At 53.3% G+C, this 23,985-nt stretch carries 23 protein-coding genes and 1 tRNA gene; 8 read left to right on the top strand and 16 right to left on the bottom strand.

Annotation, left to right across the window (positions count from 1 at the left end; all coding sequences use genetic code 11):
• Nucleotides 1–14: 14 nt before the first annotated feature.
• From ispD to KEM39_RS01005, 5 genes are all read right to left on the bottom strand, one after another.
• Nucleotides 15–704, bottom strand: coding sequence for a 2-C-methyl-D-erythritol 4-phosphate cytidylyltransferase (gene ispD, locus KEM39_RS01025; protein ID WP_211709473.1), 690 nt, complete (start codon nucleotides 702–704; stop codon nucleotides 15–17).
• A complete protein-coding gene (gene dnaQ, locus KEM39_RS01020) occupies nucleotides 701–1,435 on the bottom strand; it encodes a DNA polymerase III subunit epsilon (protein ID WP_114935532.1) in 735 nt (244 codons plus the stop codon). Before dnaQ ends, ispD begins: the two co-directional genes overlap by 4 nt.
• A 154-nt stretch (nucleotides 1,436–1,589) precedes the next feature.
• Nucleotides 1,590–2,900 (bottom strand): MFS transporter, encoded by a 1,311-nt coding sequence (locus tag KEM39_RS01015; RefSeq protein ID WP_211709472.1) that lies wholly within the window; start codon nucleotides 2,898–2,900, stop codon nucleotides 1,590–1,592.
• Entirely contained in the window at nucleotides 2,890–3,075 is a 186-nt protein-coding gene (gene ccoS, locus KEM39_RS01010; protein WP_211709471.1) for a cbb3-type cytochrome oxidase assembly protein CcoS, read from the bottom strand. The genes KEM39_RS01015 and ccoS overlap by 11 nt, the downstream gene beginning before the upstream one ends.
• Complete coding sequence (locus KEM39_RS01005; protein WP_211709470.1) at nucleotides 3,075–3,374, bottom strand: HLGFF motif protein; 300 nt, start codon at nucleotides 3,372–3,374, stop codon at nucleotides 3,075–3,077. Before KEM39_RS01005 ends, ccoS begins: the two co-directional genes overlap by 1 nt.
• A gap of 348 nt (nucleotides 3,375–3,722) precedes the next feature.
• Between KEM39_RS01005 and KEM39_RS01000 the strand changes: the two genes are divergently transcribed.
• Nucleotides 3,723–4,919 (top strand): acetate kinase, encoded by a 1,197-nt coding sequence (locus tag KEM39_RS01000; protein ID WP_211709482.1) that lies wholly within the window; start codon nucleotides 3,723–3,725, stop codon nucleotides 4,917–4,919.
• Between the two features lie 409 nt (nucleotides 4,920–5,328).
• Here KEM39_RS01000 and KEM39_RS00995 read toward each other — a convergent pair whose 3' ends face one another.
• Entirely contained in the window at nucleotides 5,329–7,170 is a 1,842-nt protein-coding gene (locus KEM39_RS00995) for a protein-disulfide reductase DsbD family protein (protein ID WP_118997275.1), read from the bottom strand.
• Nucleotides 7,171–7,254: 84 nt separating this feature from the next.
• Between KEM39_RS00995 and KEM39_RS00990 the strand changes: the two genes are divergently transcribed.
• Nucleotides 7,255–7,725: a DUF1841 family protein gene (locus tag KEM39_RS00990; RefSeq protein WP_002223573.1), complete on the top strand. Its 471-nt coding sequence runs from the start codon at nucleotides 7,255–7,257 to the stop codon at nucleotides 7,723–7,725.
• A 71-nt stretch (nucleotides 7,726–7,796) separates the two neighbouring features.
• On the opposite strand, the gene hpnC is transcribed toward KEM39_RS00990, so the two are convergent.
• Complete coding sequence (gene hpnC, locus KEM39_RS00985) at nucleotides 7,797–8,609, bottom strand: squalene synthase HpnC (protein ID WP_192886304.1); 813 nt, start codon at nucleotides 8,607–8,609, stop codon at nucleotides 7,797–7,799.
• Between the two features lie 86 nt (nucleotides 8,610–8,695).
• Nucleotides 8,696–9,178: an FKBP-type peptidyl-prolyl cis-trans isomerase gene (locus tag KEM39_RS00980; RefSeq protein ID WP_025457789.1), complete on the bottom strand. Its 483-nt coding sequence runs from the start codon at nucleotides 9,176–9,178 to the stop codon at nucleotides 8,696–8,698.
• Between the two features lie 474 nt (nucleotides 9,179–9,652).
• Here KEM39_RS00980 and KEM39_RS00975 point away from each other — a divergent pair, with 474 nt between their 5' ends.
• The 4 genes from KEM39_RS00975 (at nucleotide 9,653) to KEM39_RS00960 (ending at nucleotide 12,243) form a co-directional block, all read left to right on the top strand.
• A complete protein-coding gene (locus KEM39_RS00975) occupies nucleotides 9,653–9,904 on the top strand; it encodes a hypothetical protein (RefSeq protein ID WP_030002141.1) in 252 nt (83 codons plus the stop codon).
• Between the two features lie 109 nt (nucleotides 9,905–10,013).
• Nucleotides 10,014–11,381, top strand: coding sequence for an FAD-binding oxidoreductase (locus tag KEM39_RS00970; RefSeq protein WP_118997277.1), 1,368 nt, complete (start codon nucleotides 10,014–10,016; stop codon nucleotides 11,379–11,381).
• Between the two features lie 40 nt (nucleotides 11,382–11,421).
• A complete protein-coding gene (locus tag KEM39_RS00965; RefSeq protein WP_240002728.1) occupies nucleotides 11,422–11,922 on the top strand; it encodes a YfbM family protein in 501 nt (166 codons plus the stop codon).
• Nucleotides 11,923–12,012: 90 nt separating this feature from the next.
• The gene (locus tag KEM39_RS00960; protein WP_118997279.1) at nucleotides 12,013–12,243 is read left to right on the top strand and encodes a hypothetical protein; all 231 of its coding nucleotides are present in this window, start codon (nucleotides 12,013–12,015) and stop codon (nucleotides 12,241–12,243) included.
• A gap of 104 nt (nucleotides 12,244–12,347) precedes the next feature.
• Here the strand turns inward: KEM39_RS00960 and smpB are convergent, their stop codons facing one another.
• From smpB to KEM39_RS00945, 3 genes are all read right to left on the bottom strand, one after another.
• Nucleotides 12,348–12,794, bottom strand: a complete 447-nt coding sequence (gene smpB / locus KEM39_RS00955) for an SsrA-binding protein SmpB (protein WP_114936095.1) — start codon at nucleotides 12,792–12,794, stop codon at nucleotides 12,348–12,350.
• A gap of 54 nt (nucleotides 12,795–12,848) precedes the next feature.
• The gene (waaF, locus tag KEM39_RS00950) at nucleotides 12,849–13,859 is read right to left on the bottom strand and encodes a lipopolysaccharide heptosyltransferase II (protein WP_118997280.1); all 1,011 of its coding nucleotides are present in this window, start codon (nucleotides 13,857–13,859) and stop codon (nucleotides 12,849–12,851) included.
• 130 nt (nucleotides 13,860–13,989) lie between these two features.
• Nucleotides 13,990–14,065: transfer RNA gene (locus tag KEM39_RS00945), tRNA-Asn, on the bottom strand.
• Nucleotides 14,066–14,325: 260 nt separating this feature from the next.
• On the opposite strand from KEM39_RS00945, the gene glgB reads away from it, so the two are divergent.
• On the top strand, nucleotides 14,326–18,618 hold the full coding sequence (glgB, locus tag KEM39_RS00940; RefSeq protein ID WP_211709481.1) for a 1,4-alpha-glucan branching protein GlgB: 4,293 nt from the start codon (nucleotides 14,326–14,328) through the stop codon (nucleotides 18,616–18,618).
• A 49-nt stretch (nucleotides 18,619–18,667) separates the two neighbouring features.
• On the opposite strand, the gene KEM39_RS00935 is transcribed toward glgB, so the two are convergent.
• Nucleotides 18,668–19,477, bottom strand: coding sequence for a methylated-DNA--[protein]-cysteine S-methyltransferase (locus KEM39_RS00935; RefSeq protein WP_211709480.1), 810 nt, complete (start codon nucleotides 19,475–19,477; stop codon nucleotides 18,668–18,670).
• Nucleotides 19,478–19,769: 292 nt separating this feature from the next.
• Here KEM39_RS00935 and KEM39_RS00930 point away from each other — a divergent pair, with 292 nt between their 5' ends.
• Nucleotides 19,770–20,327 (top strand): YbhB/YbcL family Raf kinase inhibitor-like protein, encoded by a 558-nt coding sequence (locus KEM39_RS00930; RefSeq protein WP_211709469.1) that lies wholly within the window; start codon nucleotides 19,770–19,772, stop codon nucleotides 20,325–20,327.
• Here KEM39_RS00930 and KEM39_RS00925 read toward each other — a convergent pair.
• From KEM39_RS00925 to KEM39_RS00910, 4 genes are all read right to left on the bottom strand, one after another.
• Nucleotides 20,305–21,120 (bottom strand): helix-turn-helix transcriptional regulator, encoded by an 816-nt coding sequence (locus KEM39_RS00925; protein WP_211709479.1) that lies wholly within the window; start codon nucleotides 21,118–21,120, stop codon nucleotides 20,305–20,307. The two genes, KEM39_RS00930 and KEM39_RS00925, sit on opposite strands and share 23 nt — an antisense overlap.
• Before the next feature lie 416 nt (nucleotides 21,121–21,536).
• A complete protein-coding gene (gene dapE / locus KEM39_RS00920; protein ID WP_211709478.1) occupies nucleotides 21,537–22,682 on the bottom strand; it encodes a succinyl-diaminopimelate desuccinylase in 1,146 nt (381 codons plus the stop codon).
• 99 nt (nucleotides 22,683–22,781) lie between these two features.
• Nucleotides 22,782–23,402, bottom strand: a complete 621-nt coding sequence (locus tag KEM39_RS00915) for an HI_0552 family protein (RefSeq protein ID WP_211709468.1) — start codon at nucleotides 23,400–23,402, stop codon at nucleotides 22,782–22,784.
• Between the two features lie 33 nt (nucleotides 23,403–23,435).
• The gene (locus KEM39_RS00910; protein WP_002238144.1) at nucleotides 23,436–23,945 is read right to left on the bottom strand and encodes a hemerythrin domain-containing protein; all 510 of its coding nucleotides are present in this window, start codon (nucleotides 23,943–23,945) and stop codon (nucleotides 23,436–23,438) included.
• Nucleotides 23,946–23,985 lie beyond the last annotated feature (40 nt).

Genomic DNA, 23,985 nt, shown 5'->3' with positions numbered 1-23,985 from the left:
TTTTGAATTGAAGTTCAGACGGCATTGAGCAGCAGCCTGACGATGTATGCGTCCTGCGGCTGCGTCAATTTCAAATTGCGCACGTCGCCCTGTATCAGTAGCGGACGCACACCCAGTTTTTCTACGGCGGACGCTTCATCGGTAATGCCTTCCAAGTTTGCCGCAGCCAATGCGCGGTGCAGCAAACTCGCTTGAAAAAGCTGCGGCGTTTGTGCCTGCCAAAGCCCCGAACGGTCGACAGTAGCACTGATTTGTCCGCCTTCTGCGCGCTTGAGCGTATCGGCAACGGGAATTGCCAAAATTCCGCCTTCGGCAGCGTTGCCCGCCTGTTCTATCAAACGCGTCAGGGCTTCAGACGGCAGGCAGCATCGGGCGGCATCGTGTACCAGAATATTGTCATCCGCCGATGCCAAGCCGGTTTCCAACAGTTTTTCCACACCGTTGCGGACAGTTTCGGCACGTGTCCGCCCGCCGATTTTCCAGACTTCCACACCGGCAAATGCCGTCTGAAAACCATCGGCAAGGACATCTTCCGGCGATACGATGACAACCGTCATATCGATAGACGGATGATTTTGAAAAATGCAAACCGTATGCTCCAGAACCGTTTTTCCGCCGATTTCGACATATTGCTTGGGTTTGTCCGCACCGAAACGCGCCCCGATGCCGGCGGCGGGAATCAGCGCGATATTTTTGCGCTTCATGCGTTTTCCCCGCCGTTTTCAGACGGCACGGCCTCCTTGCGCCAAATACAGGACTCGCCCAAGCCGTCGAGGTATTTTTCGTGCGCCGCCAGTTCGGCCTCATCCGCCTTAACCACTTTCAGCTTGGCACTGCGTTTCATTTCGGCAGATACGACAGGTTGGGCTGCCGGTTCTTCCTTTTCGTCCTCCCCCATCAGGTCGAACTGCCGCCGCGTCATCGCCAGATAGACTTCACCCAAAAGTTCGCAGTCAATCAATGCGCCGTGCAGGACGCGCTTGCTGCGGTCGACGGAAAAACGGTTGCACAGGGCATCCAGGCTGGCTTTCTGCCCGGGGAACATTTCGCGCGCCATCGCCAGGGTATCGGTAACGGTACAGCCGAGCTCCTCGACGGTCGGCAGCCCCATCCGGCGAAACTCCATATTGAGGAAGCCCACGTCGAATTTGGCATTGTGGATAATCAGTTCCGCACCGCGCAGGAAATCGGCAATCTGCCTGCCGACCTCTGCAAACGGCGGCGCGTTTTTCTCTTCCAAAACCTGTATCGTCAAGCCGTGGACGCGTGCCGCCTCTTCGGGCATATCGCGCTCGGGGTGGACATAGAGGTGCAGGTTTTTGTCGGTCATTTGGCGGTTGACCATTTCCAAACCGGCAAACTCGACCAAACGGTCGCCGCCGTCGGCATACAGGCCGGTGGTTTCGGTATCTAGGATGATTTGGCGTGTCGTCATATCGGTGTCTTTCTTCTATCTTCGTAAATTGATTATTTTTTAAGCAATGTATTTTTCTGTTTTCATTTCAATGGGCAAACCCACTTATTCACAGTGTGTTCACAACATTGGGCAGGCGGATTGTGTATTTCGGTGCAGGCTGTTCAGACGGCATTTACCGTTTTTCCCCGATTGCCGCCGCGCCTAAAAACCGCCTTTCGCGCTTAATCAAAAATACCGCCAACGGAATATTGCCCAAGGCGACAATCAGGTACAGCAGTGAAATGCTGTCAAACAAAAACAGCAACACCGCGCTCAAAACGGCGGCGGCAACCATAAAGATGCCGTTAACGATATTGTTGGCGGCAACGGCGCAGGCGCGGAAAGTCTCGCTGCTGGCGGTTTGCAGCCAAGTATAGAGCGGAACGGAGAAGAAGCCGCCGAAAAAGCCGATCAGCATCATCACCAGCATGACGGGGTATACCCATCCTTGCGACAGGAACCAGAAAATGCCGTTCAGCCCTTCAAAACGATGACCGTGCGTCAGCCACACCAAAACCAGGCCGCAAACCGTCAAACCGAACGCACCAACCGTTACCCAAGCCAACATCAGGCGTTCCCTGCCGAACTTGGCACACAGTACCGAACCGGCGGCAATACCGATGGAAAACAAAGCAAGCATCAGGTTAAAAACATTATCGTTGCCGCCCAGATGGATTTGGGTAAAGGTCGGCAGTTGCGTGGTATAAACCGCTCCGACAAACCAAAACCACGAAATACCGATAATGGCGGTAAAAACGGGCTTGTGCCGCACCGTTTCACGAAGCAGGGATTTTGTACCCCGGACAATATTCCACTCGATTTGGGTATCGGCAGCCTTGGCAGGTACGGACGGCATAAGCAGGCTGCTAACCGTGCCTCCGACGGCGACCAGCAAAACCAGTATCCCGACAATACAAGGCGGCGTACCTGCCACCGCAGTCCCCAGTATCTGACCGAACAGGATGGCGACAAACGTACCGGATTCAATCAGGCTGTTGCCCATCATCAGCTCGTTGTCGTCGAGATAATCGGGCAGGATGGCGTATTTCAGCGGGCCGAACAGCGTCGATTGCGCGCCCATGCAAAACAAACAGAGCAAGAGTAGCGGGGCAGACCGGATATAAAACCCGTATGCCGCCACCGCCATAATGATGATTTCCAGCACCTTGACCCAACGTGCCAAAACGGCCTTGTCGAATTTGTTGCCCAACTGCCCCGACAGCGCGGAAAACAGGAAATACGGCAAAATAAACAGCAGCGCGCCCAAGTTCAACATCTGTCCGGCAGGCAGGAAGCCGTTTTGCCCCAAACCGTAAAACCCGATCATCACAAACAGCGCGGTTTTGAACACATTGTCGTTGAACGCGCCGAGAAACTGCGTAGCGAAAAGCGGGGCGAAACGGCGGCTTTTGCACAATCCCCGGACACCCTGCTCAGCGTTCATCTTTTTCCTCTTTCTTTTCAATCAGCTTACTTGTCGAATCATCATCCATCAAAATGCGGTGCGCCGGCCCTTCCAAATCGTCAAACTGTCCGTTTTTACCCGACCACCAGAAAAACCAGCCGATGACAAACGCCAAAATGATGCTGATGGGCACCAATATAAACATACTTTCCATTACACCGCTCCGGTCAGGTCGGTCAGAATAAAAGTCTGCCCCGACACGTTCAAATACTCATTGCGTAAAGTCCCTACGGCCGCTTCGTCAAAAAACAGCTCGATACGGTCTTTGACGACACGCCAATATTGGGGAATTTCCGTCTGGGCAAACGGCGACAGGACATGGTTGCCCGCCCCATCTTCCAATTTAACGGCAAAACGCCCGCTCTGCGGCCGCGCCTCCGACTCATCGTCGGCAAGCAGGATGAAAAAGCCTATATGCTGTCCCGATTGGGTATGGATACTGAAATAATGCATAAATCCCCCATCCGCCTTTTTCAGACGGCATCAACTAAAAACAGGGCGAATGTACCAGCTTGAATGGGAAAAATGCAAAGAATCCTCTCCGCAACCTCGAAAAACACCGGCAAACCGCATATTTTCCCTTCCCCGTCAAAATACCCGACTTCCGCCATTTTCACGCAAACGCCCGATTAAGCCAAGCAGCCGCAACGGTTTTTTGATAAAATAGTGCGTTTTTATTCATCAACCGTTTCAGACGGTCCCACTACTTTCCCACCAAGGAAGGCAAAACGGATTCGGCACGGGCTTGGTTAGTATCCGGGACCGATTCCGATGCCGTCTGAAACTTTCCGGAGTAAGAAAATGTCCCAAAAATTAATCTTGGTTTTGAACTGCGGCAGCTCGTCCCTCAAAGGCGCGGTCCTGGATAACGGCAGCGGCGAAGTCCTGCTGAGCTGCCTTGCCGAAAAACTTAACCTGCCCGATGCCTACATTACATTCAAAGTAAACGGCGAAAAACACAAAGTCGATCTGTCCGCACACCCCGACCACACCGGCGCGGTCGAAGCCCTGATGGAAGAACTCAAAGCCCACGGCCTCGACAGCCGCATCGGCGCCATCGGCCACCGCGTCGTCAGCGGCGGCGAACTGTACAGCGAATCCATCCTCGTTGACGACGAAGTCATTGCCGGCATCGAAAAATGCATCCCGCTCGCCCCTCTGCACAACCCCGCCCACCTCTTGGGTCTGCGTGCCGCACAAAGCATTTTCAAAGGCCTGCCCAACGTCGTCGTTTTCGACACTGCCTTCCACCAAACCATGCCGGAACACGCCTACAAATACGCCATTCCGCAAGAATACTATGAAAAATACGGCCTGCGCCGCTACGGCGCGCACGGTACCAGCTACCGCTTCGTCGCCGACGAAACCGCGCGCTTCCTCGGCAAAGACAAAAAAGACCTGCGTATGGTTATTGCCCACTTGGGCAACGGCGCGTCCATCACCGCCGTCGCCAACGGCGAATCACGCGACACCAGTATGGGCCTGACCCCGCTGGAAGGGCTGGTAATGGGTACGCGCAGCGGCGACATCGATCCTTCCGTATTCGGCTTCCTCGCCGAAAACGCCAATATGACCATCGCCCAAATCACCGAAATGCTGAACAAAAAATCCGGCCTGCTCGGCATTTCCGGCCTGTCCAACGACTGCCGCACCATTGAAGAAGAAGCCGCCAAGGGGCATAAAGGTGCGAAATTGGCCTTGGATATGTTTATCTACCGCCTTGCCAAATACATCGGTAGTATGGCGGTTGCCGCAGGCGGCTTGGACGCACTGGTCTTTACCGGCGGCATCGGCGAAAACTCCGACATCATCCGCGAACGCGTGATCGGCTACTTGGGCTTCCTCGGTCTGAACATCGACCAAGAAGCCAACCTGAAAGCCCGCTTCGGCAACGCCGGCGTGATTACCACTGCCGACAGCAAAGCCGTTGCCGTGGTCATTCCGACTAACGAAGAGCTGATGATTGCCCACGATACCGCCCGTTTGAGCGGCTTGTAAGGTTTTATCCTCACGCGAACTGCCTCCGGAAACGGAGGCAGTTTTTTTCTGCCCCCTGCGTCCGAACGATACGGCACTTTACGCCGCCGAGGCATTACGTTTGCCAGCACACATTCCTGCCGGATGACTGACTATTTTTTAATCAGTCTATTATTCTCTATAAAATACATATTCTTAAAACATTTACCCACAAAAGATACACACACCGGCAAACACCGGCTGTGTTTATCTTTTCTTATGCCTATTTTTTAATCATTGTATTTTTATCTTTTAATTTCAATAATCAAACCGACTTATACACATAGTTTTCACATCTTTGGACTGCTTCCGTGTGTATAGCGGATATTGCCGTTTTCCTTTCTGACAAAAATGCCGTCTGAACATTCAGACGGCATTTGAAACATCGGAATCAGCGGTTCTGCTCATACCACTCGATAAACTTGTCTGCCTTGACAAAACCCAGCAGCGGCTCGCTGCGGCTGCCGTCGGCTCGGACGACAAACACGCCCGGCGGCCCGAACAGACCGTATTCTTTCAACAACGCCTGATGCTCCGGCGTGTTGGCGGTTACGTCGATTTGGAAAAAGCGTTCCATATCGACCGCCTGATGCACTTCCGGCTGATTGAGCGTGTAAGCCGCCATTTCTTTGCAGGAAATGCACCAGTCGGCATAAAAATCCAAAACGACGGGTTTGTCGGGATGTTCTTTCAACGCCGTATCCATCGCCGCCTTCAGCGCGGCAGTATCGGCAAACATTTTGCCGTGTTCCGAAGATTTGCCTGCTTTGGCCGGCGGATTGAGGGTCAGGAAATGGTGCAGCGCGGTCGTTTTGCCGTTTGCGCCCTGCCAGCCGAACCACGCGCCGCCTATCAGCAATATGCTGCCCAATGCGAATGCCACAGCTTTCGGACGGCGTTTCTGCCTGCGTCCGTTGACCAGCAGCATACAGGCAGGAACCAGCATCAGCAGCGTGTACAGCGCGACGACGAGATAATAGGGCAAGTGCGGTGTGGCAAGGTAAACGGCGACGGCTAGCAGGATGAAGCCGAATGCGTATTTGACGGCATTCATCCAATCGCCCGCCTTAGGCAGGATATGCCCGCCGAACGTGCCGATGGCAATCAGCGGAACGCCGGTGCCCAACGCCAAAGTGTAAAGTGCCAAACCGCCCAAAACCGCATCGCCCGTCTGACCGATGTAGCCCAAAGCAAATGCCAGCGGCGGGGCGACGCACGGCCCGACAATCAGCGCGGACAGAATGCCCATAATAAAGACGGAAACGATTTTACCGCCTGAAAGTTTGCTGCTCTGGTTTTGGAAATACGACTGCACGGCGTTGGGAAGCTGGATGTTGAACAGCCCGAACATAGACAGTGCCAAGACGACCATCAAAGCCGATGCCGCCAACACGACCCAAGCCTGCTGCAACCATACGGTCAGCAACGCGCCCGTCAGTCCGGCAACAATGCCGACCAGCGTATAAGTCAGAGCCAAACCCTGAACATAAACGACGGACAGCACAAACGCCCGCGCCTTGCCTGCCTTTTTGTCGCCGACCACGATACTGGAAACAATCGGCAGCAGGGGATACATACAGGCGGTAAAACTCAGACCCAAACCGGCGAGAAAAAACGCCAACAGGTTGGCGTTGAGCGTATCCCAAGACAGCTTGAAACGGCTGTCGCCGCCCTCGTCCCCCTTCGGGGGCTGCAACGCCCCGCTGCCGTTTTGAGAGGAAGGCTGCAAAAAGCGGTCTTTGGCGGATGCCGGTTCGTCGGTTTGCGGATGGTAAGTGCCGTTGCCGGAAATATCAAACTCGGTATCCACGGGCGGATAGCACACGCCGGCTTCGGCACAGCCCTGATAGGTCAAAACCAATTTATACGGTTCGCCGACAGCCTTTGCATAAGGAAAAGCAACCTGCGCTTCGTGATGGTAAACCGTCTGCCTGCCGAAAAACTCGTCTTCCTTCTCTTCACCCTTGCTGAAAGAAGGCTGTCCCAACAAATCCGCCGGATCGGTCTTGCCGACGATTTTCGCCTGATACATATAGTATCCGTCGGCAATCTTGAAACGGACGTTCACACCGTCGTCGGCAACGGCAAGCTCCGGCACGAATGCCTTTTCCGGCGGCAGCAGTTCGTTCGCATCCAGCGCGAAAGCCCGTCCGCACAACATCAAAAATACGGCGAACAGGCAAATCAGTTTTTTCATAATCGAATCCGTTTCAGACAAATAATTTGTCCACATTATAAAAGGTAAGGTTGACGGTAAGATTTAATTTATGTAAAACCCCCATTGTCCCAGCCTATACGCATTTTTGCCGAACACATTATGTACGATGTAAACACCCACGATGTCCGCCGCTTTTTCGCCCGCGTGTGGCAGCAGCGGCTCAATCCGCTGCAACTGAGCGCACTGGAACAGAAAGCCCTCCGCATTGTCGAAGCCCATCCCGAATACCACCGCTATCTCGAACGCATCGAAGACCATCTGGACACCGACTGGCTGCCCGAAAACGGCGAAAGCAACCCCTTCTTGCATATGTCGCTGCATCTGTCCGTCCAAGAACAGGCGGGCATAGACCAGCCGCACGGCATACGCGCCATCCACGACACCTTGTGCGCCAAACGCGGCTGGCTGGAAGCCGAACACGAAATGATGGAGGCACTGGCGGAAACACTGTGGACGGCGCAACGCTACGGCACCGGTTTGGATGTCAATTTCTACATGACACGACTGCGCAAACTCATCGGCTTGGGTGCAGAAGATCAAGCCAGGTTGAACCCGCATGAAATCGCCTGACCATACCAACCGCCTGCAAAATGCCGTCTGAAGCGGAACAACCCCTTTCAGACGGCATTCATTTCCCCCAATCATTTCCACAACGCGCGTTTCAGCATAATCAACCAATCCTTCTTATCCAAAACGGGGCGTTGTGCAAACACATCGTATCGGCACGCGTCCAGTTTCTGCAAAATCAACTGCGCCCCCAACACAATCATACGGAGTTCCAAACCGATACGCCCTTTCAATTCGCGCGCCAAAGGAGAACCCGCCTTCAGCATACGGAATGCGCGTCGGCACTCATACGCCATCAGCCGCTGAAACGCCGCATCCGCCCGTCCTGCCGCGATCTGTTCCTCAGAAACACCGAATTTCAACAAATCGTCCTGCGGAATATAAACCCTGCCCTTTTGCCAATCCACAGCCACATCCTGCCAAAAATTCACCAGTTGCAAAGCCGTACAGATACCGTCGCTTTGCGCCACGCACACCGCATCCGTTTTCCCGTACAAAGCCAGCATAATGCGTCCGACAGGGTTGGCGGAACGCCGGCAATAATCGACCAGCTCGCCGAAATGCGCGTACCGCGTTTTGACCACATCCTGCGAAAACGCCGAAAGCAAATCATAAAACGGCTGCAAATCCAAACCGAACGGCACAACCGCCTCGGCATCCAATCGTGCAATCAAAGGATGCGCCGACCGGTCGCCCGATGCCAACACGTCCAACTCGCGCCGCAAACCCTCCAACCCCGCCAACCTGGCTTCAGACGGCATACTGCCCTCGTCCGCCATATCGTCCGCCGTCCGTGCAAACGCATACACCGCATGAACCGGCTTCCTCAACCTGCGCGGCAAAATCAGCGAACCGACGGGAAAATTTTCATAATGCCCAACCGACATACCTTCTCCATCCATCAAACAAAATGCCGTCTGAAATGGAACAAACCCTTTTCAGACGGCATCAGATACCTCCAAGCTGCCGACAATCAGTGGTGGTGATGACCGTGCGGGCCATGGACATGTCCGTGTGCGATTTCCTCATCAGATGCATCGCGCACACTTTCAACCGTAGCCTTAAAACGGATTTTCATGCCTGCCAAAGGATGGTTGCCGTCCACCACCGCCTTGCCGTCGACAACATCGGTTACACGATAGACGACAACATCGCCGGTTTCAGGATCGTCGGCTTCAAACATCATGCCGACTTCGACTTCAACAGGGAACACGCCCACATCTTCAATACGGACCAACTCCGGATCCTGCTCGCCGAACGCATCGTCGGGCGACAGCGCCACATCGACCGTATCGCCGGCATCCTTACCGTGCAACGCCTCTTCCACCAAAGGGAAAATGCCGTCGTAACCGCCGTGCAGATACGCAATCGGCTCTTCGGTTTTGTCCAAAAGCTGATTGTTGGCATCATACATCTCATAATGCAGCGAAACCACGGAATTCTTCACGATAGCCATATTTGTCCTTTCAGGAACAGCAGATTGATTACAGGCGCATTCTAACACAACCGCCGCGCCGGCCGATTACCGTTAACCTGTTCATAAACTGTACGGCACATATTTCAATGTAAATTTTTGTTATTTTATTATGGTGTAACTTTTTTACAACATTCTTAAAAACCATTCCGACCTGTCTGCCGACTTTCCCAATCCGCCTTAATAAATCATACAAGATACTGAATTATATTAATCTCTATAATATTCATCCCTATCGAATTTTTAACAGTAAAACCGTTTTACAGGATTTATCAATCCGCCCGCCAGAAAACTTTTCATTCAAACCTTTTTTCCCATCTGTACGACATTGCAATCCCTTATTCCATGGTGCATAATTACGCAAAATTCAGCAATGAATTTCCAACCCAGTTTGTAGTATGGTCGACAAAGACCTATTTGTTTCAATAATTTAAATTGATTTTAAAGGTTACTAAAATGAAAAAATCCCTGTTTGCCGCTGCTTTGTTGTCTTTGGCTTTGGCTGCCTGCGGCGGTGAAAAAGCTGCTGAAGCTCCTGCTGCCGAAGTCCCTGCATCCGAAGCAGCCGCTTCTGAAGCTCCTGCTTCCGAAGCTCCTGCCGCTGAAGCTGCCGCTTCTGAAGCTCCTGCCGCTGAAGCTCCTGCTGCCGAAGCTGCCGCTTCTGAGGCTCCTGCTGCTGAAGCTCCTGCTTCCGAAGCTGCAAAATAAGCATTTTCCGCTTGCAAAAAAGCAGGATACGTTCAGTATCCTGCTTTTTTGATTTTTCAGACGGCATCAGATTCCCTTCCTCAATCTCCTCCCTACCCTTCCGACAAACATGCCTGACCTTCATACCGAATTTTCCCGACTCCTGCCGGCAGATGAAATTGCCGAACCTTCTCCGACGCTTTTAAAAGACCAGCGCAACCGCTTTACGTCTGCACCAGACATCATTTTGCAGCCGCGCAGCGTTGAAAGCGTGCAAACCATTATGCGTTTTTGTTACGAACACCGCATTCCGGTTACGCCGCAAGGCGGCAATACCGGTTTGTGCGGCGCGGCAGTATCGGAAAACGGCGTATTGCTGAACCTTTCCAAACTCAACCGCATCCGCAGCATCAATTTGTCAGACAACTGCATAACCGTCGAAGCAGGTTCCGTACTCCAAACCGTCCAACAGGCAGCCGAAGCCTCAAACAGGCTGTTTCCACTCAGTCTCGCCAGCGAAGGCTCGTGCCAAATCGGCGGCAACATCGCCTGTAACGCCGGCGGATTGAACGTATTACGCTACGGCACAATGCGCGATTTGGTCATCGGACTGGAAATTGTCCTGCCAAACGGCGAACTGATTTCCCATCTTCACCCGCTACACAAAAACACCACGGGTTACGATTTGCGCCATCTGTTTATCGGCAGCGAAGGCACACTGGGCATCATCACTACCGCCACGCTCAAGCTTTTTGCCCGTCCCTCGGACAAGGCAACGGCATGGGTCGGCATTCCCGACATCGAATCCGCCGTCCGCCTGCTGACCGAAACCCAAGCTCACTTTGCCGAACGCCTATGCAGTTTTGAACTGGTCGGCCGTTTTGCCGCCGAGTTGTCTTCCGAATTCAGCAAACTCCCCCTGCCGACACATTCAGAATGGCATATTTTACTTGAGTTGACCGACTCTCTGCCAAACGGTAACCTTGACGGACAACTTGCCGAGTTCCTGTACGAAAAAGGCTTTACCGACAGCGTATTGGCACAAAGCGAACAAGAACGTATCAATATGTGGGCGTTGCGCGAAAACATCTCCGCATCGCAACGCAAACTGGGAACCAGCATCAAACACGATATTGCCGTCCCTATCGGGCGCGTTGCCGACTTTGTCCGCCGGTGCGCCAAAGATTTGGAACAGAATTTCAAAGGCATACAAATCGTCTGCTTCGGACATCTGGGCGACGGCAGCCTGCACTACAATACTTTCCTGCCCGAAATCCTCAGCAATGAAGTCTATCGTTACGAAAACGACATCAACAGCACAGTCTATTGCAACGTTCTTGCCTGCAATGGTACAGTTGCCGCAGAACACGGCATAGGTATCATCAAAAAACAGTGGCTGGACAAAGTACGCACACCTGCCGAAATTGCCCTGATGAAAAGCATCAAACAACACCTTGATCCATATAACATCATGAACCCGGACAAACTTCTTTCATAAATAACTGATTCAAAATGAAATTATAGGAAATATCATGGGAATGACAGCAACCTATCAACTGGTCGATAATGAAAAACTGGCTTTGCTTAAAAACACCGATACCGAATGGCAAGAATTGTTTGAAGAACTGGAAGATTTAGAGGATGAGGCTGCCGTCTGCCTCGACATCGATAAAATGTGGGATGTTTTGCATTTTGTACTGACCGGAACAAGTGCAGAAAATCCCTTAAAGGGCAATCTGTTATCCGAATCAATCGTCGGAACGGCACCCATTTCGGACGGCGACGGATACGCCGCTTATATCGAATCCGCCCAAATCCATGAAATCATCTCAGCTTTGGAAGGCTTCGACATAAAAAGCGCAATGGAGCATTTCAGTATGCAGGTGTGCAAAGAGCATCATATCTACCCCGACATTTGGGATTATGAAGATGAAATTGATGATATAAAAGAAGAAATTACCGACTACTTTTACAAAATCGGCAATTTTTACAAAACCGCCCGGCATTCAAATAGCAATGTGCTGGTCAGCATTTACTAAACATATTTCAAACATCACGGAAACTTTAATGAAGACAAAGTACGGAATCGCACTCAAGGAAACCTAGGTATTTCAACCTGGGAGACCATCATGAGTAAAAGTTACAGAAAACACCCCTTTTCCCCTATAACCACGGCAGTCAGCGAAAAACAGGACAAACGTCTTGCCAACCGGAAATTACGGAGAATAGCGCGCGAATGTCTGAAACAAGGAAAAGAACCACCCCACCATATCAGGGCAGTCAGCAACGTTTACGATTTCGCCAAAGACAGGCATTTCCGTTTTTCCGCTTCCCGTCATCCGCATCTTTTACGCAAATAGAAAACAGTGCAACCGCCCTGTTTTTCCGTTTCGTATTTCAACACCATTGTCCAAACAACCGTCAGACGGCATTGTTCAAATGCCGTCTGAAACCGCATCCCCCATCAGCGCGTATGCTTAATCAACCGCTGTTTTTCACGTTTCCAGTCGGCTTCCTTCATACTCTGTCGTTTATCGTGCTGTTTCTTACCTTTTGCCAAACCGATTTCCATCTTGATTTTTCCGCGCAAAAAATGCAAATCCAGCGGCACGATAGTGTAACCTGCACGTTCGGTTTTGCCGATTAATTTGTTGATTTCCGACTGTTTTAACAAGAGCTTGCGCGGGCGTGTGGCATCAGGTTTGATGTGTGTCGAGGCTGTGGGCAACGCGGTAATATGGCAGCCGACCAGATAAAACGCATCTTTTTTCCAATAGATATAACTCTCTTTAAGCTGTACGCGCGCGGCGCGGATTGCTTTGACTTCCCAGCCTTCCAAGACCAAACCGGCTTCAATCCTATCTTCAATGAAAAAATCGTGAAATGCTTTTTTATTGTTCGCAATAGCCATAAACATCCTATCAATATCCGCCGTCAGACGGCATAAATCCGAAAACAGAACCCATCATACCGCCTCTTCAACCGCCTGCACAATCTTCTCTGGATACAGCCTGTTGAGGCAGTCGGTATGCCCCAACGGACATTCACGTTTGAAACAGGGCGAACATTCCAAGTGTAGGCTGACGATTTTCGCCCTGTCGCTCAAAGGCGGCGTATGCGTCGGGCTGGAAGAACCGTAAACCGCCACCACCTTTCTGCCCAAAGCTGCCGCCAAGTGCATCAGCCCGCTGTCGTTGCACACGACCGTGTCCGCCAACGACAGCAAATCCATTGCCTGCGACAAATCGGTTTTACCGCATAAATTCACACATATGCCGTCTGAAAGGCGGTTGATTTCCTCGGCAATTTCATCATCTTTTTGCGAACCGAACAGCCAAACCTGCCAACCCGCCGCCGAATAATGTTTGCCCAACTCGGCAAAATGCTTTGTCGGCCAACGCTTTGCCGGCCCGAATTCCGCACCCGGACAAAAAGCCAGAACAGGCTTTCCAAGATTCAAACCGAAAGTTTCGACAGAAATTTCCCGCCGCCGTTCATCAATGGAAAACTCGGGGAATCCCGAATGCCCGTCAAAATCTTCCTGACTCGGATGCGCGAGAGCCGTATATCTGTCCACCATCAAAGGCAGACGTTCCTTATCCAGCCTGCGTATATCGTTCAATAGAAAATAACGGCTTTCGCCGACATAACCCGTTCTTTTTCCGATGCCCGTTGCCAGCGCGATGACTGCCGATTTCAAAGAACCCGGCAACACGATAACCTGATCGTATCCGCGCCGCCCCAAATTCCTGCCGACCCGCCAGCGGCGTTTCAACTCCAATGCACCGTGTCCGAACGGATTTTCAAGAATCTCATTCACTTCAGGCATACGCTCGAACACCGCCATCGACCACTTCGGCGCGAACACATCAATCGTGCAACCGGGATGAAGTTCCTTCAAACGGCGGAACAAGGGCTGGGTCATCACGCAGTCGCCTATCCAACTGGGAGAAATAATCAGGATTTTGATGGACATAACAAGAAACCGAAATCAGACAGGCGGAATTTTACCGCGAAACCGTTGGAAAACCTATCTCGCCGCATTCCGAACGCCGTACGTGCAAATATGAAAAAGCCCGAACATTCAAGTTCGGGCTTCAAAATTCTGGCTCCCCGACCTGGGCTCGAACCAGGGACCTGCGGATTAACAGTCCGTCGCTCTACCGACTGAGCTATCGGGGAATGGGGCGTATTATAGCGTCCGGAAAAAATGTGTCAATCCTTAATTTTGTCCAAACGGGTAACAAAACTACAAATATATGAATGGAAAAGACATTTAACCAAATATGCCGTCTGAACGGGAAAACCGGCTTCAGACGGCATATTGGTTCAAATCAAACAATATGGAAGAAACTGCCGTTGCACGCAATTACAGCCGTCATCATTCCGTATTTATATTAAGATTACGCCTTGAGATTACGGACAACAGACAGGACGACAAGATGGATACCGTATCGGAACAGCAGGCCTCTGCTTTAGGCATCAGCTTGGGGTTTCACGACATTAACGGCGTATATCGCGCCACACCGCCCGAGGTATGGGAAACGATAGCCGACACCTTGCAGAAAGACAGTGTTTCAGACGGCATTTATCTCGACACGCTGGCAGCCCGCGAACACGGATGCGAAAATCTGACCCTGCCGTCTGCATGGTCGGACGAAACGGAAACCGTTTTGGAAGATGAAAACGGCACACATCGGGTTTTACCCCTCAACCGCGACGACCACGGCACATACCGGCTTGCCCTGCCCGACCTCCCTTGCGGCTACTACACCCTTTCGTGCGCTGCCGGAAAAATCCGTCTGATTGTCGCACCGCAATCGGTTTACCGGCCGCCCGAACCAAACGGCGGCGCAAGAATGAACGGGTTGACGGTGCATCTGTACAGCCTGCGTTCGCACCGCAACTGGGGCATAGGCGACTTTACCGATTTGCAGAACCTGATGGCTTATGCGGCAGAGAAAAAGCTGGATTTCGTCGGCATCAATCCGCTGCACGCGCTTTTCAGTGCCAAGCCCGCCTTTGCCAGCCCGTACAGCCCGTCTTCCCGCGAATGGCTCAATCCGATTTATCTCGATGTGGAAAAAGTCGGGGCGTTTTCCTACAGCGAAACCCTGAAAAACCGTTTTGCCCAAGAAAAAATGCAGCGGCGCATTGCCGCACTGCGGATTACTGATACCGTAACCTACACGGCGGTTTGGGCGTTCAAACGCGAAGCTCTTCAGGCGGCATTCCAAGCATTTGAAACCGAACCGTGCGAAGCCGCCCAAAAGGAACGTGCGGCTTTTGCCGCATTTGCGGAAGAAAAAGGAGCGGCACTGTCGGGATTCGGGCTGTTTGAAGCCCTCGACCAATATTACGGCGGCTGCAACGGCATAGGCTGGCAATCCTGGTCTGCCGAGTTTCACGACCCCGACGGCGAAGCCGTCAAAAACTTTGCCGCCAACTACGGACACGACATCCGTTTTCATATGTGGCTGCAATGGCTTTGCGCGGAACAATGGTACAAAGTGCAGGAAACGGCGGTCAGACTCGGCATCAAGTTGGGGATTTACGGCGATTTGGCGGTCGGCGTGGCGCGCGGCGGCGCGGACACTTGGTTAAACCACCAAGATTATTGTATGGATATGTCTGTCGGCGCACCGCCCGATCCTTTGTGCCCGACGGGGCAAAACTGGGATTTGCCGCCGCTCAATCCGATAATGCTGAAGCACACGGGCTATGAGAAGTTCGTCCGCCTTTTGCGTGAAAATATGCGGCTTTACGGCATCTTGCGCATCGATCATGTGATGGCTTTGTGCCGCCTGTGGTGGGTTGCGGGCAAGACGGCGGACTTTGGCGCGTATGTGCATTACGACGCAGATGTGATGTTTGCCATCCTAGCTTTGGAAAGCCGGCGGAATCGATGCGTGGTCATTGGCGAGGATTTGGGGACAGTACCAGACCAAGCGCGTTATTTGCTGAACCGTTATCAGGTGTTTTCTTATAAGGTCGTGTATTTCAGCAAAGGCAGGCACGGTTTTGAATTGCCCGATGAATATCCCGAACAGGCGATTACGGTCGTCAGCACGCACGATGTCGCGCCTTTGGCGGGTTATTGGACGGGCAAGGATTTGGAAACCATGTTCCGCCTGGGCACGATTCCCGATGCGGAAACTTTTCAGACGGCATTGGAAGCGCGCGAACACGACAAGGCAGACCTGTTCGACAAACTTAAACAATGCGGCTGTTTGGACAAAGACAGTACAATGCCGTCTGAAATGACGGAAGGGCTGATGTCCGCCATCCACAAATACGCCGCGATGAGCCGCAGCAGGCTGTATGCGGTGCAACTGGAAAATCTGCTGGGCGTGGGCGACAACCTGAATGTGCCGGGCGTTGCCGAGGGTTATCCCAACTGGGCGCGCAAAATGCCTCTTGCACTGGAAGACTTTGCAGATTGCCGAACCATGACCGCCCAACTTGCCATGATTGACGGAGTCCGTATGAAAAAGAACTGCCCAACCCTTTCCTACCGCCAACCCGACCAAGCCGAACGCGACACGGTCGACAGCCTGTTTTTTGCGACCCACGGCGACGTATTCGCCTATTTGGGACGGCACCGCCTTGCCGAAGGCGGCGAAGTCGTGCGCGTTTTGATTCCCGACGCTTCGGCAGTAGATATTGTCGACCGTGAAAGCGGCGGACTGATTGTGCCGTCTGAAAAAATCGATGAGCGCGGATTCTTTGTCGCCGTACTGCCCGGTGATGCGCCCGATTACGCGCTGAACGTCTATTACGGCGGAAACGGCAACCCCGTGCGCGAAGAAGACCCCTACCGCTTCCCGTCGGCATTGGAAGAAATGGATTCTTGGCTGTTGGCGGAAGGCAGACACCTGCGCCCTTATGAAACTTTGGGCGCGCATTTTGCCGAGTTGGACGGCGTGAAGGGCGTACGTTTTGCCGTATGGGCGCCAAATGCGCAACGCGTGTCCGTTATCGGTGAGTTCAATAACTGGGACGGCCGCCGCCATGTGATGCGTTTCCATCGCGACAACGGCATTTGGGACATCTTTATTCCTGCCGTCAAACCCAATGCCCTCTACAAATTTGAAATCCGCGATGCCAACGGCGATGTGCGGCAAAAAGCCGACCCGTATGCCTTCGGTGCGGAGTTGCGTCCGAATACCGCGTCTGTCGTGCGCGGTTTGCCGGAAAAAGTCGAAGCCCCCGGCTTCCGCGCCCGCGCCAACGCCGTTGACGCGCCTATCAGCATTTATGAAGTGCATTTGGGTTCGTGGAAACGCAATCCCGAAAACAACTTCTGGCTGACTTACGAAGAGCTTGCCAAAGAATTGGTCGCCTACGTCAAAGACATGGGCTTTACCCATATCGAACTCTTGCCCGTCTCCGAATACCCGTTTGACGGCTCGTGGGGCTATCAGGCGACCGGATTGTATGCACCGACCAGCCGTTTCGGTTCGCCCGACGAATTGCGCGCCCTGATTAAAGCCGCCCACGACGAAGGCATCGGTGTCATCCTCGACTGGGTGGTCGGACACTTCCCCACCGACGACCACGGGCTTGCCAAATTCGACGGCACGGCATTGTACGAACACGCCGACCCCCGCGAAGGTTTCCACCAAGACTGGAACACCTTGATTTACAACTTCGGCAGAAACGAAGTGAAAAACTTCCTGCAAGGCAACGCCCTGTATTGGATAGAACGCTTCGGCTTCGACGGCATCCGCGTGGACGCGGTGGCTTCGATGATTTACCGCAACTACTCGCGCAAAGACGGCGAGTGGATTCCGAACCAATACGGCGGCCATGAAAACCTCGAAGCCATCGCTTTCCTGCGCGATACCAACACCATGTTGAAAAAGGAAGTTCCGGCTGCGACGGAAATTGCTGAAGAATCCACCTCGTTCGCCAACGTAACCCGTCAAGAAGGTTTGAACTTCAGCTTCAAATGGAATATGGGCTGGATGAACGACACCCTGCGCTACATGATGGAAGACCCCATCAACCGCAAATACCACCACAATAAAATGACCTTCGGCATGATGTACCAGTACAGCGAAAACTTCGTCCTGCCGCTTTCACACGATGAAGTCGTACACGGCAAACGCTCGCTGCTCGGACGGATGCCCGGCGACTGTTGGCAGCAATTCGCCAACCTGCGCGCCTACTACGGCTTTATGTACGGCTTCCCCGGCAAAAAACTCTTGTTTATGGGCAACGAGTTCGCGCAAGGTAGAGAGTGGAACTACAACGAAGGACTGGATTGGTTTTTACTCGAACAAGAAGGCGGCCGGCACAAAGGCGTACAAGACTTCGTGCGCGATTTGAACCGCATCTATAAAGACACCGCGCCGCTTTACCAATTAGACCAATGGCCGGAAGGCTTCGAGTGGCTGGTTGCCGACGACGGCGACAACTCCGTATTCGTCTTCGAGCGACGCGACCGCGAAGGCAACCGCGTTATCGTGATCAGCAACTTCACGCCTGTGGTGCGCGAAGGCTACCGCTTCGGCGTAAATTCTGCCGGCGGATACCGCGAAATCCTCAATTCAGACGGTCTGCATTACAAAGGCAGCGGCGTTTCTGCCGGCGCGACGTTGGAAACGGAAGAAGTTTGGTCGCACGGCAAACCAAATTCCCTGTCCGTAACCGTACCGCCGTTGGCAACCGTGTATCTGTATCAGGCGGCACAAAGCCAAACCGGGGCGGAAAAAACCTCCGATGCCGTCTGAAAGGCGGACGGGGCTTGAACCCCTCAAGCCCCGTTGTCCGCCGCTCCCGTCAAAACAATGCCGTCTGAACTTCGCCGCGTTCCCAAGCCAGTAAAAACTGTTTGCGGTTCAACCCGCCTGCGTAGCCGGTCAGTTTGCCGTCGCTGCCGATGACGCGGTGGCAGGGAATCAGAATGGACACTTTGTTCTGCCCGTTGGCGGCGGCAACGGCGCGGACGGCTTTGGGGTTGCCCAAACGCTGCGCCTGCTCCTTATAACTGCGCGTTTCGCCGTAAGGAATCGCCAAAAGTGCGTCCCACGCCTGTTTTTGGAACTCAGTACCAATCTGCTCCAAGGGCGTGGCAAAAGTTTTCAGACGGCATTGGAAATACAAGTCCAATTCCTGCCGCAAAAGTTGCGTCCGCTCATCCTCCCGAAACACAAACCGTCCGCGCAAGGCTTTTTGGACGGCGGCAATTTCCTGTTCCAAATGCTTCTGTCCGACAAACTCCAGCAGACACAAACCCCTGCTACCGAACACCGCCAGCATCTCGCCCAAAGGCGTGGCAATGGCGGCACACACCAGCTCGTTAAAACTGTCGGGATAACGTGCTTCCAACAGACGGATGGCGCGGCGGATGCGGACATATTCTTCGGGCGTGCAGCCGATACGGTCGATAAAATCCTGTTCGAACTGCTTGGCTTCGTGTTCCGTCAGATTGGGATACGGCATGACTTCACACTCAAAAACTTGGGTTTCGAGCCGATGGCGGATTTCATCCCATTTTGACGGCAGACTGTTTAAGGAAGGCAGGGTAATCATTCGTTTGCTCCGTATCCCTATCATAGATTTGACGGCGAAATCCCCGATTTCCGCCATTCCCGCACGCCGGTGCAGGAACAGGCTGCGGCGGAAACCTTGAGGGTCGGGTTGCGGCAATGCCTAAATATGCGATATTTCCAAAGCATCAGGGAAAGGAATGTTTCAACACACAGGACGACACATAAAGCGTCGCCCTATGAAAAATTTCAGACGGCCTTCAAAGGGTCGTCTGAAACCACGATTTTTGCATTTGCGCATTTCGGCACATCATCCAACCGTTTCGGCACATTCCTGCCGCCGTTGACAGCCTATAATGAATCCACTTATTCATCAAGCAAAGGAACCGTCTATGCAAACCCGCATCCTCTCCGCAGTACTGCTGGCTTTTTCAACCGCTGCCTTTGCCGGGGGCGTATTCACGCTGCAATTCGACAATCCGTCCGAAGACGGCGGCTTCACGCAAAACCAGCTTTTGAGCACGCCTTACGGCTTCGGCTGTTCGGGCGGCAATGCTTCGCCCGCGCTGTCGTGGAAAAATCCGCCCGCAGGGACAAAAAGTTTCGTCCTGACCGTTTACGATAAAGACGCGCCGACCGGTCTGGGCTGGATGCATTGGGTGGTCGCCGACATCCCCACCGATGTCCGCCGCCTACCCGCAGGCATTACCGCGCAAGGCGGCAGGCTGCCCAAAGGCGCGCTGCAAACCCGCACAGACTTCGGCACTCCGGGCTACGGCGGCGCGTGTCCGCCCGAAGGCAGGAAACACCGCTACGAATTCACGCTCACCGCGCTAAAAGTCGCTAAGCTGCCGAACATCACCGCCGAATCCACACCCGCGCTGGTCGGTTTCTTCACTAAGGCAAACAGCTTGGGCGAAGCGAAATTCACGGTCGAACACCGACGCTGACCTGCCCCGTGCGCCGATATGCCGCCGGCTCCGCTTCCGAGCGGACCGCCGACGGTACGCAACCGAACCGCTCTTTGAAGCGCGCGCTGAAACGGGATGGGCAGTTATAGCCTACCGCGCCGGCAATCTGCGCCACCGGCCATTGCGTAACCTGCAACAGCGTCAGCGCGCGCATCATGCGCACATCAGTCAGCAGCGTACGGAAATTCGTGTCCTGTCGCGCCAACCGCCGCCGCAACACGGCCTCGCTGCAATTAAGCCGCTGCGCCAGCATCGCCGACGACCAGTCCGCAGCCATATCGACGGTAATCAGTTTGCGGATTTGCCGCATCAGGTTGACGCCTCCGTACACGTCAAAACCGATGCCGTCATGCTGCAACCACGCCAACACGCCGCAAAGTGCGGCCGCCGCCGCATTGTGCGGCACTTTTTCATCCGCCAGTACCGCAGCCGCATAATCAAACGCCGCGTTCATCCGCCCGGGGTGCGGCAGCTTCACCGCATCGCACACTGCCTGCGCCGTCCCGTATTGTGCGGCAAACCTTTCTACGGTTTCCTGTTCGAAAGCAATCCATTGCGCCTGATAAAGGCCGTCTGAATCGGGAATATTGATGACGTCAAACGTCTGTCCGCCTGCCAAGGCGACAGCCTCACCCGCCGCAATCCTCAATTCGTGCCCTGCCCACCGCAGCTTCTTGCATCCGCGCCGCACGATAAGCACAGCCGGTTCATATACCGCCACGCTGCGGTACAAGGCGGTATGATGTTGCACGATGCCGCCCAAAGCACCCAATCGTTCGCGCGTATGAAAGTAATTTGACGGCACGGTTATATTCCTCAATGTTTCAACACACAGGGCTGCACATAAGGCGCAGCCCTGTTTACCCTGATTTGGAAGGGGTTACTTCCCAAAAAATAAACCAAAATCCCACCGCCCCGAATGGCCGGGTTTCAACCATATTCCGTCGGCGTACCTGCAACTTGGCTCCCTCCCCTGTGAGGGAGGGTCGGGGAGAGGGTAAAACGGGGCAGATACAGGCAATATTTCCGTTGCCGCCCCAATGCCCTCTCCCTAACCCTCTCCCTCGGGAGAGGGAATGGATTGCCGTTCAAATAAATCGCTCTACATAAAAATCAATGCGTTATCTCAAACCCACGTTAGGTCTAATCAAATGGTCGGACATCCGTATCCGACAGCCCATCTTCTTTTCAGACGGCATTTTCAGCCAACAACCGCGCCAATATCCCCTCATACACCGCCGACAGCTTCGGAATATCGTCCAGCCGCACGTTTTCGTTGATTTGGTGGATGGTGGCGTTGGACGGACCTAATTCGATGAGTTCTTTCGCAATGGCTTTGATGAAGCGTCCGTCCGAAGTGCCGCCGGTGGTGGACAATTCGGTCTCTGCGCCGCAGGTTTCGGCGATGGCTGCGCGTGCGACATCGGTCAGTTTGCCCGCGTGGGTCAGGAAGGGCTGACCCGAACACGACCACTGCAAATCGTATTGCACGCCGTGTTTGTCCAAAATGGCGTGGACGCGTTGTTTCAGCCCTGCTTCGGTGGACTCGGTGGAGAAGCGGAAATTGAATTTGACGTTCAGCTCGCCCGGAATAACGTTGGTCGCACCTGTGCCACCGTTGATATTGGAAATTTGAAAGCTGGTCGGCGGGAAGTATTCGTTGCCTTCGTCCCAGACTTCCTGCGTCAGCTCTAACAAGGCCGGGGCAAAAGTGTGGACGGGATTGATTGCCAAATGCGGATAGGCAATATGGCCTTGCTTGCCTTTGACGGTCAGGTTGCCCGACAGCGAGCCGCGCCGGCCGTTTTTAATCATATCGCCCAATTTGTCCACGGCTGTCGGTTCGCCGACGATGCAGTAGTCGATAAGCTCGTCGCGCGCTTTCAATACATCGACGACTTTGGTCGTGCCGTCCAACGCGTCGCCCTCTTCGTCGGAAGTAATCAGAAGCGCAATGCTGCCTTGGTGGTTGGGATGTTCGGCAACGAAGCGTTCACAGGCGGTAACGAAGCAGGCGATGCTGGTTTTCATGTCTGCCGCGCCGCGCCCGTATAATCTTCCGTCGCGCTCGGCCGGTTCGAACGGGGGCGAATCCCATTTTTCGACAGGACCTGTCGGTACAACGTCGGTATGCCCTGCAAAACAGACGACGGGAGCTTTCGTGCCGCGTCGCAACCAGATGTTTTTGGTGTCGCCGAAATGGAGTTCTTCAGCCGCAAAACCGATTTTGTGCAGGCGTTCGGCAAGCAGTTTTTGGCAATTTTGGTCATCCGGCGTAACGGACGGTCGGGCAATCAATTCTTTGGCAAGCTCTAGGGATCGGGTTTCGGTCATTTTTCGGCTTTTCTGTTTGAGATGCCGTCTGAACGGCGTTTCAGACGGCATTTGATGTTGAATGGAACGGGCTAACGATAGCGAAGCGGGTTCTTCAGGTCAAGCACCATGACACGCTTCGTAAAGCGGCAGCAAATCTTCCACCGTTTCCGCTATCCATTTCGCGACATCCTGCCTGCCCAAATCGTCGCGTTCGATGTGTTTGCCGATGCAGAAAAAGTCTTCGTCGTTTTGCAACTTTCGGTCGAACTCGTTTTGTTGCGCGACGGTGCGGTAGTCGTCGTATTCGCTTTCCGCGCCGTGCCACATATCGAATGCGGCGTATTTTTCAGTGTCAAAATTATCCAGCCATCGGTTGTAATCGGGCAGAGTAATCGGCGACACGTCGGCTTTGTAGCAGTGCCAATCCAAGCTGACACTCAGACGGCGGCGGTTAAGTAGTATCGACAGGATGGCGGCAGAGTTTTTGTATTGGGCGTATTTGAAATAGGCAAAGAAATGGGCGCGAACCTGCCAGCCGTTACACCAGCGTTCGATGTGAGGCGGCGCAAACGGCGCACCCAATTCGGCGGCGACCTGCTGAATCAACTGCTGCCATATCTGCCAGTTTTCTTTATAGTCAGCCTTGATTTGCGGAATGCTTTCAGGCCGGTATTTTTTAAGCTGGGAAAATTGGAAAAACGGGATATTGAACAAATCGCAACTTTTCGGGGTCAGCATAATATATCCTTGAGACGATTGTTTCAGACGGCATTATCTGCGCCGGCGCGCCGCCATGATTTCGCCGATTTCGGTCAGTTTCTCTTTGGGGATGAACATCTTGCCCATGTCGAACAAGGGTTCTTCAATCGCCAAATGCACATCATATCCCGCCACAAAACGTTTGAACGCTTCCTCATCGGGGACATAAGCGTTGTCTGCTTCGAGTTTGGCAAATTCGGCGGAAACAGCCGCCCAGTTGTCGTGCAGCCCGATATGTTGGCGCAAAAGCTCGTCCACGCTTTCTTGGGCTTGCGGCGCATATTGCAGCAGCAGCGGGAAGAAGTTTTCTTCTTCGTCTTCATGGTGCAGCGGCGCGGCAACGTTGAAATACTGGGCGATTTGGCGGATGGTTTGCAAAACAATCTGATTGCAGCCGTTTTCGGCGATATAGTCCGACAGCATGGCGACTTGTCCGCAAAAACGGCGCACTTTGCCGTGGCAGGCATACAGCATTTCAATCGGTTCGGCAAAGGTAACGCTTTTGGTTTCAAACGGATTCATGTTTTCGTTCTCAACGGGCACTTTTCAAGCAGTCATTTTA

It is taken from the genome of Neisseria sp. Marseille-Q1983, assembly GCF_018224585.1.
Taxonomy (GTDB): domain Bacteria; phylum Pseudomonadota; class Gammaproteobacteria; order Burkholderiales; family Neisseriaceae; genus Neisseria; species Neisseria polysaccharea.
The sequence above is the reverse complement of the archived record's forward strand: the minus strand, read 5'-3'. Positions and strand labels throughout refer to the sequence as shown.

Excerpts from the sequence above, each read along its gene's own strand:
- KEM39_RS00935 (WP_211709480.1), bottom strand. The coding sequence starts at position 19,477 with ATGGCGGAAATCGGGGATTTCGCCGTCAAATCTATGATAGGGATACGG.
- ccoS (WP_211709471.1), bottom strand. The coding sequence starts at position 3,075 with ATGGAAAGTATGTTTATATTGGTGCCCATCAGCATCATTTTGGCGTTT.
- KEM39_RS01015 (WP_211709472.1), bottom strand. The coding sequence starts at position 2,900 with ATGAACGCTGAGCAGGGTGTCCGGGGATTGTGCAAAAGCCGCCGTTTC.
- KEM39_RS00965 (WP_240002728.1), top strand. The coding sequence starts at position 11,422 with ATGACAGCAACCTATCAACTGGTCGATAATGAAAAACTGGCTTTGCTT.
- KEM39_RS00995 (WP_118997275.1), bottom strand. The coding sequence starts at position 7,170 with ATGTGGACAAATTATTTGTCTGAAACGGATTCGATTATGAAAAAACTG.
- KEM39_RS00910 (WP_002238144.1), bottom strand. The coding sequence starts at position 23,945 with ATGAATCCGTTTGAAACCAAAAGCGTTACCTTTGCCGAACCGATTGAA.
- KEM39_RS00915 (WP_211709468.1), bottom strand. The coding sequence starts at position 23,402 with ATGCTGACCCCGAAAAGTTGCGATTTGTTCAATATCCCGTTTTTCCAA.
- glgB (WP_211709481.1), top strand. The coding sequence starts at position 14,326 with ATGGATACCGTATCGGAACAGCAGGCCTCTGCTTTAGGCATCAGCTTG.
- waaF (WP_118997280.1), bottom strand. The coding sequence starts at position 13,859 with ATGTCCATCAAAATCCTGATTATTTCTCCCAGTTGGATAGGCGACTGC.
- KEM39_RS00975 (WP_030002141.1), top strand. The coding sequence starts at position 9,653 with ATGAAAAAATCCCTGTTTGCCGCTGCTTTGTTGTCTTTGGCTTTGGCT.
- dnaQ (WP_114935532.1), bottom strand. The coding sequence starts at position 1,435 with ATGACGACACGCCAAATCATCCTAGATACCGAAACCACCGGCCTGTAT.
- KEM39_RS01000 (WP_211709482.1), top strand. The coding sequence starts at position 3,723 with ATGTCCCAAAAATTAATCTTGGTTTTGAACTGCGGCAGCTCGTCCCTC.
- ispD (WP_211709473.1), bottom strand. The coding sequence starts at position 704 with ATGAAGCGCAAAAATATCGCGCTGATTCCCGCCGCCGGCATCGGGGCG.
- dapE (WP_211709478.1), bottom strand. The coding sequence starts at position 22,682 with ATGACCGAAACCCGATCCCTAGAGCTTGCCAAAGAATTGATTGCCCGA.
- KEM39_RS00960 (WP_118997279.1), top strand. The coding sequence starts at position 12,013 with ATGAGTAAAAGTTACAGAAAACACCCCTTTTCCCCTATAACCACGGCA.
- KEM39_RS00930 (WP_211709469.1), top strand. The coding sequence starts at position 19,770 with ATGCAAACCCGCATCCTCTCCGCAGTACTGCTGGCTTTTTCAACCGCT.
- smpB (WP_114936095.1), bottom strand. The coding sequence starts at position 12,794 with ATGGCTATTGCGAACAATAAAAAAGCATTTCACGATTTTTTCATTGAA.
- KEM39_RS01005 (WP_211709470.1), bottom strand. The coding sequence starts at position 3,374 with ATGCATTATTTCAGTATCCATACCCAATCGGGACAGCATATAGGCTTT.
- KEM39_RS00990 (WP_002223573.1), top strand. The coding sequence starts at position 7,255 with ATGTACGATGTAAACACCCACGATGTCCGCCGCTTTTTCGCCCGCGTG.
- hpnC (WP_192886304.1), bottom strand. The coding sequence starts at position 8,609 with ATGTCGGTTGGGCATTATGAAAATTTTCCCGTCGGTTCGCTGATTTTG.
- KEM39_RS00980 (WP_025457789.1), bottom strand. The coding sequence starts at position 9,178 with ATGGCTATCGTGAAGAATTCCGTGGTTTCGCTGCATTATGAGATGTAT.
- KEM39_RS00970 (WP_118997277.1), top strand. The coding sequence starts at position 10,014 with ATGCCTGACCTTCATACCGAATTTTCCCGACTCCTGCCGGCAGATGAA.